Raw genomic sequence first — 12,477 nt, 5'->3', positions numbered from 1 at the left:
GGGTAGTCGAGCCGACGGGGTGCCCGGACGCGGGTCCGGGGCCGCACGGTGTCGTACCGTGCTGGTCGTGACGAACTCACCCGAACCCACCGCCCCCGCGCCCGGCACCGCCCTCGCGACCACGCTCCGCGAGACCGTCGCCCGGCTCTTCCCGGCGCTGCGCGCCGACCTGGAGTCGCTCGTGCGCGTGCCGAGCGTCTCGAACGCCGCGTTCGACCAGGCGCACGTCGCCGCCAGCGCCGACGCCGTGGCCGCGCTCCTGCGCGACGCCGGCCTGCCCGAGGTCCAGGTGCTGCGCGCCCGGGCCGAGGACGGCACCGAGGGCGCGCCCGCCGTCGTCGCGCGCCGCCCGGCGCCCGACGGCGCCCCGACCGTGCTGCTCTACGCGCACCACGACGTCCAGCCCCCGGGCGACGCCGGCACGTGGGAGACCGACCCGTTCGAGCCGACCGAGCGCGACGGCCGTCTCTACGGCCGCGGCGCGGCCGACGACAAGGCGGGCGTCGTGGCCCACCTCGGCGCGCTGCGCGCCCTCCTGGAGATCGGCGACCTCCCCGTCGGGGTGACGGTGTTCGTCGAGGGCGAGGAGGAGATCGGCTCGCCGACGTTCCTGCCGTTCCTCACGCAGCACCGCGACCTGCTCGCGGCCGACGTCATCGTCGTCGCCGACTCCTCGAACTGGAAGATCGGCGTGCCTGCGCTCACGACGTCGCTGCGCGGGCTCGTGGACTGCGAGGTCGAGGTCGCGGTGCTCGACCACGCGGTGCACTCGGGCATGTTCGGCGGCCCCGTGCTCGACGCCGTGACGCTGCTCGCGCGGCTGATCACGACGCTGCACGACGACGCGGGCAACGTCGCCGTGCCCGGGCTCGCCACCGCGGACGAGCCGACCGTGGACTACGCCGAGGCCGACTTCCGCGCCGACTCCTCGCTCCTCGACGGCACGGTCCTCGCGGGCGAGGGCAGCATCGCCGGGCGGCTGTGGACCAAGCCGGCGATCGCCGTGATCGGGCTCGACGCGCCGAGCGTCGCGCACGCGTCGAACACCCTCACGCCCCGCGCGACCGCGAAGCTCTCGGTGCGGCTCGCGCCCGGCCAGGACCCGGCGGCCGCGATGGCGGCGCTGCGCACGCACCTCGAGTCGCACGCGCCGTTCGGCGCGCGCGTGACCGTGCGCGACGGCGAGCAGGGCAAGCCGTTCCTCGCCCCCGGCGACTCCGACGCGATGCGGGCCGCACGGTGGGCGTTTGCGACGTCGTGGGGCACGGACCCCGTCGACATCGGCATCGGCGGGTCGATCCCGTTCATCGCCGACCTGCTCGAGGTCTTCCCGGACGCGGCGATCCTCGTCACGGGCGTCGAGGACCCGGACTCGCGCGCGCACGGCGCGAACGAGTCGGTCCACCTCGGCGAGCTGGAGAAGGTCGTGCTCGCCGAGGCGCTCCTGCTCGCCCGGCTCGGCGGCGCGGTCGCCTGACCCGCGCCCGCCGGACCGCACGCGGCGGCGCTCCCCGGTCGGCCGGGGAGCGCCGCCGTGCGGCGTCAGGCGTCAGGCACGGTGCGCGACGTCGACCGCCCGGGCCCACCGCGCGACGTCGTCCGGGAGCTCGGGGGAGGTGACGTCGCCGCCCAGGAGCCCGACGACGTCGGGCGCGGCGATCCGGTCGCCGGACCCGCGCGCGAGGAAGCGCCCGGCGACGAGCCCGCGCGCGCAGAGGTCACCGCGGCGCGTGAACACCTGCTCGAGGTACACGACGCGCTCGTCCCACCCGAGCACGCGCGTCGTGATCTCGAAGCGGTCCCCGAGCTGCAGGGAGCGGCGGTACTTCATGGTCGACGCCGCGACGACGGGGTACCAGCCCTTGTCCTTGAGCAGGGGGAACCCGCCGAGGTCGGCGATGAAGTTGCTGCGCGCGACGTCCATCATCTGCAGGTACACGCCGTTGTTCACGTGCAGGTAGAAGTCGAGGTCGCCCGGGCGCACGCGCATGCGGGTGACGGACGGCTCGAGGACGCCGCGGCCCGGCACGGCCTTGCGCGGCATCGTGCTGGCGACGAGGAGCTGGATCTGGCGGGTCACCGGGGCAGGCTACTACCCCGCACCAGCGGTATCGGGTATCCGGCACCGACGGCGGGGGACGCCCCTCCAGGTCGGTGTGCGAGGATGCGCGCCGTGACGACGACGAGCCCCGCCCCTCGCCCCACCGCCACCGCCGACACCGGGTCGCCCGCCCCGCACCCGTGGCAGGTCCGCGCGTTCCGCGCGGTCGCGATCGCCGAGGCGTTCTCCTGGGCCGGCCTGCTCGTCGGCATGTACCTCAAGTGGGTCGCGGGGACGACCGAGCGCGGCGTGGAGATCTTCGGGCCCGTCCACGGGGCGCTCGTGCTCGCGTACGTCGCGCTCGCCGTGCTCGTCGCCGTGCGCGTCCGCTGGTCGCTCTGGACGACCTTCCTCGCGCTCGCCGCGACCGTCCCGCCGTTCTGCACCGTCCTCTTCGACATCCGGGCGCACCGCACCGGCCGCTACGCGCGCCGCTGACCGCTCGGGTCGGCTGACCCCAGACCGGCTGACCGCTCAAACCGGCGGGTCGGGGTCGTACTGGATCCCGCGCCGCACGGCGCGTGCGACGTCGGCGCTCTCCAGGCGCGCGACGAGGTGCAGCGCCATGTCGATCCCCGCGGACACGCCGGCGGACGTGACGACGTCGCCGTCGTCGACGTAGCGCGCCTCCGTGTCGACCACGACGCTCGGGTCGATCCGCGCGAGCTCGTCGTAGTGCGCCCAGTGCGTCGTCGCGGGCCGGCCCGCGAGGAGCCCCGCCGCAGCGAGGACGAGCGAACCCGTGCAGACGCTCGCGATCACCGGGGTGCGCGACCGCATCGCGCGCAGCCACTCGAGGTGCACGCGGTCGGCGAGCAGCGGGCGCGTCCCGCGACCGCCCGGGTACACGAGCAGGTGGAGGGGGCCGACGTCGTCCGCCGAGCGGTCGGGGAGCAGCCGGAGGCCCTTCGCCAGCCGCACGCCGCCGCCGTCCCACGAGAACGTCGACACCTGGGGCTTGAGCGCGGAGTGCTCGGCCCATGCCGACAGCACCTCGAACGGCCCGGCGACGTCGAGCTCCTCGGCCTCGTCGAAGACGAAGATCCCGACGTTCGTCCCGTTACCCGTTCCCATGGCCACCTCCGCGCGCCCCCGCGTCCCGAGGGCCTCGACCGCTCCTGCCCGCGCGCCTAGAGGCCGGGCAGGGCGAGCATCTGGTCGAGCGCGACGCGCGCCCAGTGCGCGTCGTCGGCGTCCACGACGATCCGGTTCACCACGCGACCGGCGACGAGCGACTCCATCGCCCACACGAGGTGCGGCAGGTCGATCCGGTTCATCGTCGAGCAGAAGCACACCGTCGAGTCGAGGTAGTGCACCTGCTTGTCCGGGTGCGCCCGCGCGACGCGGCGCACGAGGTTGAGCTCGGTCCCGATCGCCCATGCCGAGCCCGGCTCGGCGGCGTCGAGCATCTTGATGATGTACTCCGTCGACCCGACGAAGTCCGCCGCCGTGACGACCTCGTGCTTGCACTCGGGGTGCACGAGCACGTTGACGTCCGGGACGGCCGCGCGGACGTCGTCGACGTTCTTCGCCGAGAACCGCCCGTGGACCGAGCAGTGCCCGCGCCACAGGATCATGCGCGCGTCGCGCAGCTCGGCGTCGGTGAGGCCGCCGTTCGGCTTGCGCGGGTCGAACACGACGCAGTCGTCGAGCGACATCGCCAGCTTCAGCACCGCGGTGTTGCGCCCCAGGTGCTGGTCGGGGAGGAACAGGACCTTGCCCGTGCCGTCCACGCCGCCCACCTGGTCGAACGCCCAGCGCAGCGCGACCTCCGCGTTCGACGACGTGCACACCGTGCCGCCGTGGCGCCCCGTGAAGGCCTTGATCGCGGCTGAGGAGTTCATGTAGGTCACGGGGATCGTCGAGTCGGCGATGCCGACCTCCTGCAGCACGTCCCACGCGTCCTCGACCTGGTCGATGGCGGCCATGTCCGCCATCGAGCAGCCCGCCGCGAGGTCCGGCAGCACGACCTGCTGCGCGTCGGAGGTGAGGATGTCCGCGCTCTCGGCCATGAAGTGCACGCCGCAGAACAGGATGAACTCCGCCTCGGGGCGGGCGGCCGCCTCGCGCGCGAGCTTGAAGGAGTCGCCCGTGACGTCGGCGAAGTCGATGACCTCGTCGCGCTGGTAGTGGTGGCCCAGGACGAACGCCCGCTCGCCCAGCGCGGCGCGCGCCGCGCGGGCGCGCTCGACCAGGTCGGGGTCGCTCGGCGCGGGCAGGTCGCCCACGCACTCGACGCCCCGCTCGGACGCGAGGTCGCGGCCCTGCCCCAGCAGGAGCAGGGCGGACGGGCTGGGCTCGACGAAACCGCCCGGGCGTGCGGTGCTCGGACCGCCCACGGACGACAACAAGGTGCTCCCGGTGCTCACGGGACCATCGTCGCACAGCGACGCGGAGACGGAGAGGGTCCTCCCACCGCGGATCGGCGCGCCGAGCGCGACCCGCCGGACCGCGCCCGGGCTGGCACAATCCGGGCATGCGCGTGCTGCTCACCGGGTCCGCCGTCCCGCCCCCGCCCGACGGCGCGTGGCCGGGCCGCGACGTCGTGCCGACTGCCGCCGGACCGAGCCTCGCCGACGTCGCCTCGTGGTGGTCCGCGCACGGCGCCGTGGACACCGTGCCCCTCGCCGCGTCGGGGCCCGCGCTCCTCGACGCCCTCGCTCCCGTCGCGCCCGAGGTCCTCGCGGGCGTCGTGCCGGGCCCGGGCGGCGCGGAGGTCCCGGTCGCCGTCCGACGGCGCGCGTCCTCCTCGCGCGAGGGCGCGCAGGCCCGGACCGTCGTCGTCGACGTGTCCCAGGTCCCGGCCACCGGGGAGGCCGTCGTCGTCGATGCCGACGGGACGCCGACGACGGTGCCCGCCCGCTCGTCGACCGCCGTCGGGCACCTGCTCGCGCTCGCGGTCGACGCCGCTCGGGCGGGGACGGATCCCGGCCGGGTCGTGCTCGCGACCGGGGGCAGCACGAGCCACGACGGGGGCCTCGGGGCGCTCCTCGCGCTCGCGGGCGAGCCGCCGGCGTCCGGGGGCGCGCCGGACGTCACGCCCGCCGGGCTGGTCGACGTCGTGCGCGCCGCGCGCGCCGCGCTGGGCGGCTCGCACCTCGTGGCGGCCGTCGCGTCCGACGTCCCGCTCCTCGGTCTGCACGGCGCGAGCGCGACCCTCGACGCGCGCGGTGTCGACCCGCTGGTGGCCCAGCACCTCGAGCGCGCGCTCGGCGCGGTCGCGCACGACGTCGCCGCCGCCGTCGACCGCGCGGACGCGGCCGGGCCGGGGGAGCACGGGATCGTCGGGCGCGACCTGCTCGCGGGCGCGACGGCGGGCCGCCGCCTCGCCGGGCTGCCAGGAGCGGGCAGCGGGGGAGGGCTGGGTTTCGCCGTCGCGGCGCTGGGCGGCAGGCTCGTGCCCGCGCTGCGGGTCGTGGCGGACGACGTCGGGCTCGACGCGCGGCTCGCGGCCGCGGACGTCGTCGTCGTGCTCGCGGACGAGCTCGGCGCGCACGAGCTCGGCGAGGGGACCGTCCGCGAGGTGTCCGGCCGGGCGGCGCGGCACGCGCTCCCGGTGGTGGTCGTCGCGCGCGCGGTCGTCGCGGGCCGCCGCGAGCAGGCGGCCGCAGGGCTCAGCGGCGCGTACGCGTGGGGTGACGGCGACCCGCGCGACCTCGTGGAGCGCGTCGCGCGCACGTGGTCGCGCGGCTGAGTCAGCCGAGCTCCACGTCGCCGTCCGCGCGCACGGACCACGCGGGGTTGTGCGCGATCTCCCACACGAGGTCGTTCGGGTCGGCGACGTGGGCGTGGAAGACGCCCCCGAACTCACCCTCCTGCGGCTCCTTGCGGACGGTCCCGCCCGCGGCGACCATCGCGTCCACCAGCTCGACGACGGCGTCGCGCGACCCGACGTTGTGCGACAGGGTCACACCCGTGGTCGCGGCCGGCGCCCCGACCGAACCGGCGTCGCGCGCGAAGCTCGCCGCGTCGAAGAAGCCGAGGAGCTGGCCGGCCGCGGACCGGTAGAACACGATCTCGCCCGGCACGTCGAGCCGAGGCTCCCAGCCGAGCGCGCCGTAGAAGCGTCGGGCCGCGCCGAGGTCTCGCGTCGCGACCGTCACGAAGTGCACCGCCTGGTCCATGGGTCCTCCGTCGTCACCCTCGCGCCCCGTGCGGCGAGGCCCGTTCGACCCTAGTCCCGCGCGGGGTCGTAGACTCGGGAACACCACCGGCACGTGTGGTGTTGAGGACCTGACGGGATCTCTCTCGAGAGATCCGAGAAGCCGGCCACCACCGGGGCAGCACTGCCCCCGACAGCGCGGAGACGAGATGAGCGAGACCACCGACATTGCCACGCACGGCGTCAACCTGACCGACGAGGCCGCGGACAAGGTCCGCACGCTCCTCGAGCAGGAGGGTCGCGACGACCTGCGCCTGCGGGTCGCGGTGCAGCCCGGCGGCTGCTCCGGCCTGATCTACCAGCTCTACTTCGACGAGCGCGTGCTCGACGGCGACGCGCTGCGCGACTACGACGGCGTCGAGGTCGTGGTCGACAAGATGAGCGTCCCGTACCTCGAGGGTGCGACGATCGACTTCGCCGACACGATCGAGAAGCAGGGCTTCACGATCGACAACCCCAACGCGGGCAGCGCCTGCGCCTGCGGCGGCTCCTTCAGCTGAGCCGTCCGGCGTGCCGCGCGCACGCCACCGGACCGCACGAGCCCGGTCACCCGTCCGCGGGTGGCCGGGCTCGCGTCGTCCGCGGGTCGGGCCGCCCAGCTCGGGCGGGGTCAGCCGCCGATCTCGACGGTGATCGCCCAGGCCTCCGCGTCCTCCTGCCCGCTGAGCTGCTCCTCGCCCACGACCGTGTGCCCGCGCATCCGCGCCCACGCGGGGACGTCGAGGCGGGCGGCCGGGTCGGTCGACCACACGGTGAGCCGAGCGCCCGGTGCGAGGTCGCGCGCCGCCGCGGCGAGCCGGATCACGGGGAGCGGGCAGCGCAGCCCGCGCGCGTCGACCGCGTCGCCGGACGTGCCTGACGACGCCCCGGGCGGGGGAGCGCCGGTCACAGGCCCTGCACCCCCAGCGCCGCGCGCACGCGGGCGACGGCGTCCGGCAGGGCGGCGAGCAGCCGCTCGACGTCGTCCTCCGTCGTCGAGCGGTCCAGGGCGACGCGCACGTTGCCGTGCGTGAGCACGCCCATCGCCGCGAGGACGTGCGAGGGCTCGAGCGAGCTCGACGTGCACGCCGACCCGGACCCGACGGCGACGCCCTCGCGGTCCAGGTCCGTGAGCAGCGCCTCGCCGTCCACGTAGAGGAACGAGAAGGTCGCGACGTGGGGGAGCCGGTCGACCGGGTCGCCGACCACCTCGACGTCGGGGATCTGCGCGACCCGTGCCCGCACGCGGTGGACGAGCGCCCGACGCCGCGCGTCCTCCGCGTCCCGGTCGGCCAGCACCGCCTGCAGCGACACGGCCGCGGCGAACGCCGCCGGGACGGACACCCCGCCGGGTGCCCACGGGTCCGCGTCCTCGGGGAACGGGCTGCGCCGTCGGACGCGGGAACGCACCGCGAGGACACCGATGCCCGGACCGCCGCCCCAGTCCGCCGGGTCGGCGGCGAGCGCGTCCCAGGTCTCGGGGACGACGTCGTGCCCGAGCGCGGCCCCCGCGTCCACGAGCAGCGGGACCCCCGCCCGCCGCGCCGCCTCGTGCACGGCTGCGACCGGCTGACGCGTCCCCACCTCGCCGTTGGCGGCCTGGAGCGCGGCGAGCGCCACGCCCGGGCGACCGACGGCGTCGGTCATCTCCGCGGCGTCGACGCGGCCGGACCCGTCCACCCCGACGACTTCCCGCTCCAGGCCACCGTGCTCGGCGGCGTGCAGGACGGCGGCACGCTCGACGGCGCCGACGACGACCCGTCGCCCCGCGCGGTGACGCGCGCCGGCGAGCGCGGCGACGGCCGTGTGGAGGGACGCGGTGTGGTTGGCGGTGAAGACGACCTCCTCCGTGCGCGCGCCGAGCGCGGCGGCGACGGCCTCGCGGGCGCCGTCGAGCAGGGCCGCGGCACGCCTGCCCTCCGCGTGCAGACGTCGGGGGTCGGCCCAGCCGTCGTCGAGCGCGCGGTCGAAGGCCTCGCGCGCGAGCGGGTGCCAGGGGGCGTGCCCCCCGTTGTCGAGCAGGACCCGGCGATCGGGGGTGGTGTGTGTCACATGGCCTCCAGGGCGCGGGCGGGGCCGTCGTGGAGCGAAGGACGGCCGGGCTGAGACGGCCCGAGCGGGCGCGGGGCGCCGGTCGGGGTCCGGCGCACGGCGTCGGATCGTTGCGCTCGCGCGCCCCGCGACGAGGTGCCTCCGGGAGTCCGAAGGTCTTACCGGCACGCTACCGTGCTACTCGGTGGGCCGACGGTGTGGCAAGGATCTGACAGACTCGGGACGGGTGTGGCGAACCCACCCCTGACCGGCCACGACGTGTGCCGCATCTCGCCCGTCCGCAGCGCGTTCCGGGCCACGAAGGGCGGAATCCCGCGCTAGGCTTCGTGTGTCGAGGACGAAGGTCCTGTGCTGGGCTCGTAAAGACGGGCACGGGCAGGACGTGACGTGAAAGGCCCCCCTTGCACTCGCAACCCCCTAGCCGCACACGGCGCACCATCCTGCGGGCGACGGCCCTCGCCGTCGCCGTCGCCGCGGTGGCGTCCGGCTGCGCCACCGACACCGTCCAGCGCGGGTTCCTGCCCGGTTACGAGGACGGGGAGGTGACCAACCAGACCGCCCGGATCACGTCGCTGTGGACCGGCTCCTGGATCGCGGCCCTCATCGTCGGCGTGATCACGTGGGGCCTGATGCTGTGGTGCGTCGCCGCGTACCGCAAGCGCAAGGACGACCACCAGCTCCCCGTGCAGACGCGCTACCACCTGCCGCTCGAGATCATGTACACGGCCGTGCCGATCCTCATGGTCCTCGTCCTCTTCTTCTACACGGACCGCGACATGAGCGCGATCGTGGACAAGGACGTCGAGTCCGACCTCACGGTCCAGGTCATCGGCAAGCAGTGGAGCTGGGACTTCAACTACGTGGACGACGACGTCTACGAGACGGGCCAGCACCTGGCGGACGTCGGCGACACCATGACCGACGACGCGACGATCGACGGAGCCCCGGGCACGGCGGCGGCGCTGCCGACGCTCTACCTGCCCGTCGGTGAGTCGGTGCGGTTCGAGCTGCAGTCGCGCGACGTCATCCACTCCTTCTGGATCCCCGCGTTCCTCTACAAGCTCGACATGATCCCGCACCGGACGAACGAGTTCGTGGTCACCCCGGAGCGCGAGGGCGTCTACGCCGGCAAGTGCGCCGAGCTCTGCGGCGAGCACCACTCCGGCATGCTGTTCAACGTCGAGGTCGTCGACCGCGCGGAGTACGACGCGCAGATGGAGGCGCTCCGCGAGAAGGGCCAGGAGGGTCAGATCCCGGTGGAGGGCTTCAGCCGTCTCCAGGACCCGAACCCTGTCACCGCTACCACGGAGGGTGAGAACTGATGGTCGCGCAGGCCGAAGTCATCCCCGGTCTCGCGCCGCGGCGTCAGACCCTCGGGCGGACCGTGATCAAGTGGGTCACGTCCACCGACCACAAGACGATCGGGTACATGTACCTGATCACGTCGTTCATCTTCTTCTGCATCGGCGGCCTCATGGCCCTCGTGATCCGTGCGGAGCTCTTCGAGCCCGGCATCCAGATCGTGCAGAGCAAGGAGCAGTACAACCAGCTCTTCACGATGCACGGCACGATCATGCTGCTGCTGTTCGCGACCCCGCTCTTCGCCGGGTTCGCGAACGTGATCATGCCGCTGCAGATCGGTGCGCCGGACGTCGCGTTCCCGCGACTGAACATGTTCGCGTACTGGCTCTACCTCTTCGGCGGTCTCATCGCCTCGGCCGGCTTCTTCACGCCGCAGGGCGCCGCCTCGTTCGGTTGGTTCGCGTACGCGCCGTTGTCGAACACGACGTTCAGTCCAGGGCTCGGGGGAGACCTCTGGGTGTTCGGGCTCGCGCTCGCCGGCTTCGGCACGATCCTCGGTGCGGTCAACTTCATCACGACGATCATCACGATGCGCGCGCCCGGCATGACGATGTTCCGCATGCCGATCTTCACGTGGAACACGCTCATCACGAGCCTCCTCGTGCTCATGGCGTTCCCGCCCCTGGCCGCCGCGCTCTTCGCACTCGGTGCCGACCGGCGCCTCGGCGCCCAGATCTTCAACCCCGAGAACGGGGGCGCCATCCTGTGGCAGCACCTGTTCTGGTTCTTCGGGCACCCGGAGGTCTACATCATCGCGCTGCCGTTCTTCGGCATCGTGTCCGAGATCTTCCCGGTCTTCGCCCGCAAGCCGATCTTCGGCTACAAGGGCCTCGTCTACGCGACGATCGCGATCGCGGCGCTGTCCGTCACCGTGTGGGCCCACCACATGTACGTGACCGGCGCGGTCCTCCTGCCGTTCTTCGCCTTCATGACGATGCTCATCGCCGTGCCGACCGGCGTGAAGTTCTTCAACTGGATCGGGACCCTCTGGCGAGGGAAGCTGACGTTCGAGACACCGATGCTGTGGTCGATCGGGTTCCTCGTGACCTTCCTCTTCGGCGGTCTCACGGGCGTCATCCTGTCCAGCCCGGCGCTCGACTTCCACCTGTCCGACTCGTACTTCGTGGTGGCGCACTTCCACTACGTCGTGTTCGGCACCGTGGTGTTCGCGATGTTCGCCGGCTTCTACTTCTGGTGGCCCAAGTTCACCGGGCGCATGCTCAACGAGCGCCTCGGCAAGGTCCACTTCTGGCTGCTCTTCATCGGCTTCCACATGACGTTCCTCATCCAGCACTGGCTGGGCGTCGAAGGCATGCCGCGCCGCTACGCGGACTACGCGCCGTCCGACGGCTTCACGTGGGAGAACCAGGTCTCGACGGTCGGGGCGTTCATCCTCGCCGCGTCGACGCTGCCGTTCCTCTGGAACGTCTACACGACCTGGCGCAACGCGCCCAAGGTCCAGGTCGACGACCCGTGGGGCTACGGCCGCTCGCTCGAGTGGGCCACGTCCTGCCCGCCGCCGCGGCACAACTTCACGTCGCTGCCGCGCATCCGCTCCGAGTCGCCCGCGTTCGACCTGCACCACCCCGAGGTCGCGGCGATGGACCACGCGGAGCCGAACCCCAACGTCCTGGAGAAGGTCTACGGGGAGGCCGACCGCCGCGGTGAGAAGAGCGTCGCGCTCGACCGCCTCGGCGACAAGCAGGCAGGCAGCGACTCGACGTCGACGATCATCATCGACGAGCCGCGCACGGGTGACACGGACGAGGAGGCCGGCAAGTGAAGGTCGAGTACAAGCTGTTCATCTTCCTGACCCCCTTCTTCGCGCTCATCGGCGTGGTGTACGGGCTCTGGAGCGGCTGGGAGCCCGTCGGCAGCGCCGCGCTCCTCCTGACCGCAGGTCTGTCGGGCATGATCGGCGCCTACCTGGCGCTCACCGCCAAGCGGATCGACGCGCGGCCCGAGGACGACCCGGACGGCCTCATCGAGCAGGGTGCCGGCGACCAGGGCGTGTACGCCCCGTGGAGCTGGTGGCCGCTCGCGATCGCGGCGTCGGCTGCGATCGTCTTCCTGGGCCTCGCGGTCGGCTGGTGGCTGGTCTACGTGGGGATCGCGATGAGCGCGGTCGCCCTCGTCGGCTGGGTCTTCGAGTTCTCCCGCGGCCAGCACGCGCACTGACGCACCTCTTCCGGACGGCCCGATCCCCTCGCGGGGGTCGGGCCGTCCTGCTGTCTGCGGAGGGTCGTGGGGCGCGCCCATGGGGTCGAAGGCACGTGTGTGTGAGTGCCGGAGCCGTTCCTTGTGGCGCGCTCCGGCAGCGTGGTGGCGTTCTACGCCGGGCTGGTGCCCACGCCGGGGCTGGAGCGGCGCAGGGCGGCGCAGGAGCACCCACGCCTGGGCTGGAGCCGCGCAGGGCGGCGCAGAAGCACCCAAGTCAGGCTGGCAGCGTGCACGTCGGGGCGGGAGCGTCCACGCCGGGGCGGGAGCGTCCACGCCGGGGCGGGAGCGCCCACGCAGGGCGGGAGCGACTACGCCGGTGCGGGAGCGCCCGTGCCGGGGTGGCCTCGCGCCAGGGTGGCCTCCCGCCGGGCGCAGGTGGGAAGCCGTCACGACGGCGCTCCGGGCACGGACCGGGTCGCTCTCCGCGTGGCTGGGGCATGTTCGTCCAGACATTCAGCGCGGGACGGTGCGTGGTGCGTGGTGCGTGGTGGGCGGGGTCGGGCAGCCGCTGGAGCGCGCCGGAGCATCGTGACGGCCTGGGACGGCGTCGGTGACGCTCTGCGCCCAGCGACATGACGCGCCACCTGTCGGCGACCGCGGA

General features: G+C 73.7%; 13 protein-coding genes. 7 read left to right on the top strand and 6 right to left on the bottom strand.

Annotation, left to right across the window (positions count from 1 at the left end):
* The first annotated feature begins 67 nt into the window (after positions 1-67).
* Positions 68-1,477 (top strand): dipeptidase, encoded by a 1,410-nt coding sequence (locus HKK73_RS11355; RefSeq protein ID WP_051028480.1) that lies wholly within the window; start codon positions 68-70, stop codon positions 1,475-1,477.
* Positions 1,478-1,549: 72 nt separating this feature from the next.
* Here HKK73_RS11355 and HKK73_RS11350 read toward each other — a convergent pair whose 3' ends face one another.
* Positions 1,550-2,080 carry a thioesterase family protein gene (locus HKK73_RS11350; protein ID WP_034652193.1) on the bottom strand — a complete coding sequence of 177 codons (531 nt, stop codon included), beginning with the start codon at positions 2,078-2,080 and terminating at the stop codon, positions 1,550-1,552.
* A gap of 93 nt (positions 2,081-2,173) precedes the next feature.
* On the opposite strand from HKK73_RS11350, the gene HKK73_RS11345 reads away from it, so the two are divergent.
* Positions 2,174-2,539, top strand: coding sequence for a DUF3817 domain-containing protein (locus HKK73_RS11345; protein WP_232322549.1), 366 nt, complete (start codon positions 2,174-2,176; stop codon positions 2,537-2,539).
* Between the two features lie 36 nt (positions 2,540-2,575).
* Here HKK73_RS11345 and HKK73_RS11340 read toward each other — a convergent pair whose 3' ends face one another.
* Positions 2,576-3,175, bottom strand: coding sequence for a DJ-1/PfpI family protein (locus tag HKK73_RS11340; protein ID WP_043658510.1), 600 nt, complete (start codon positions 3,173-3,175; stop codon positions 2,576-2,578).
* Between the two features lie 56 nt (positions 3,176-3,231).
* The gene (gene nadA, locus HKK73_RS11335; protein WP_043658512.1) at positions 3,232-4,440 is read right to left on the bottom strand and encodes a quinolinate synthase NadA; all 1,209 of its coding nucleotides are present in this window, start codon (positions 4,438-4,440) and stop codon (positions 3,232-3,234) included.
* Positions 4,441-4,577: 137 nt separating this feature from the next.
* Between nadA and HKK73_RS11330 the strand changes: the two genes are divergently transcribed.
* Positions 4,578-5,795, top strand: coding sequence for a glycerate kinase (locus HKK73_RS11330; RefSeq protein WP_137281116.1), 1,218 nt, complete (start codon positions 4,578-4,580; stop codon positions 5,793-5,795).
* 1 nt (position 5,796) lies between these two features.
* Here the strand turns inward: HKK73_RS11330 and HKK73_RS11325 are convergent, their stop codons facing one another.
* Positions 5,797-6,225 (bottom strand): VOC family protein, encoded by a 429-nt coding sequence (locus HKK73_RS11325; protein WP_085387758.1) that lies wholly within the window; start codon positions 6,223-6,225, stop codon positions 5,797-5,799.
* A gap of 187 nt (positions 6,226-6,412) precedes the next feature.
* Here HKK73_RS11325 and erpA point away from each other — a divergent pair, with 187 nt between their 5' ends.
* Positions 6,413-6,763, top strand: a complete 351-nt coding sequence (erpA, locus tag HKK73_RS11320) for an iron-sulfur cluster insertion protein ErpA (RefSeq protein ID WP_043658948.1) — start codon at positions 6,413-6,415, stop codon at positions 6,761-6,763.
* Positions 6,764-6,873: 110 nt separating this feature from the next.
* On the opposite strand, the gene HKK73_RS11315 is transcribed toward erpA, so the two are convergent.
* Positions 6,874-7,152, bottom strand: coding sequence for a sulfurtransferase TusA family protein (locus tag HKK73_RS11315; protein WP_171468025.1), 279 nt, complete (start codon positions 7,150-7,152; stop codon positions 6,874-6,876).
* Positions 7,149-8,294 (bottom strand): cysteine desulfurase family protein, encoded by a 1,146-nt coding sequence (locus HKK73_RS11310; RefSeq protein ID WP_171468024.1) that lies wholly within the window; start codon positions 8,292-8,294, stop codon positions 7,149-7,151. Before HKK73_RS11310 ends, HKK73_RS11315 begins: the two co-directional genes overlap by 4 nt.
* Before the next feature lie 401 nt (positions 8,295-8,695).
* Here HKK73_RS11310 and coxB point away from each other — a divergent pair, with 401 nt between their 5' ends.
* From coxB to HKK73_RS11295, 3 genes are read left to right on the top strand one after another with little or no spacing between them, the layout of a single operon-like run.
* Positions 8,696-9,616, top strand: coding sequence for a cytochrome c oxidase subunit II (gene coxB, locus HKK73_RS11305; RefSeq protein WP_021482035.1), 921 nt, complete (start codon positions 8,696-8,698; stop codon positions 9,614-9,616).
* Entirely contained in the window at positions 9,616-11,439 is a 1,824-nt protein-coding gene (gene ctaD, locus HKK73_RS11300) for a cytochrome c oxidase subunit I (protein WP_021482036.1), read from the top strand. Before coxB ends, ctaD begins: the two co-directional genes overlap by 1 nt.
* Positions 11,436-11,834, top strand: a complete 399-nt coding sequence (locus HKK73_RS11295) for a cytochrome c oxidase subunit 4 (protein WP_043658950.1) — start codon at positions 11,436-11,438, stop codon at positions 11,832-11,834. The genes ctaD and HKK73_RS11295 overlap by 4 nt, the downstream gene beginning before the upstream one ends.
* The last annotated feature ends 643 nt before the right edge of the window (positions 11,835-12,477 follow it).

Origin of the sequence: Cellulosimicrobium sp. 72-3 (assembly GCF_013127315.1) — a bacterium.
Taxonomy (GTDB): Bacteria; Actinomycetota; Actinomycetes; order Actinomycetales; family Cellulomonadaceae; genus Cellulosimicrobium; species Cellulosimicrobium funkei.
This window is presented reverse-complemented; position numbering and strand designations above follow the sequence as displayed.

Bases quoted from the DNA above. Each gene is read 5' to 3' on its own strand.
- HKK73_RS11330 (WP_137281116.1), top strand. From the start codon at position 4,578: ATGCGCGTGCTGCTCACCGGGTCCGCCGTCCCGCCCCCGCCCGACGGC.
- HKK73_RS11325 (WP_085387758.1), bottom strand. From the start codon at position 6,225: ATGGACCAGGCGGTGCACTTCGTGACGGTCGCGACGCGAGACCTCGGC.
- ctaD (WP_021482036.1), top strand. From the start codon at position 9,616: ATGGTCGCGCAGGCCGAAGTCATCCCCGGTCTCGCGCCGCGGCGTCAG.
- HKK73_RS11340 (WP_043658510.1), bottom strand. From the start codon at position 3,175: ATGGGAACGGGTAACGGGACGAACGTCGGGATCTTCGTCTTCGACGAG.
- erpA (WP_043658948.1), top strand. From the start codon at position 6,413: ATGAGCGAGACCACCGACATTGCCACGCACGGCGTCAACCTGACCGAC.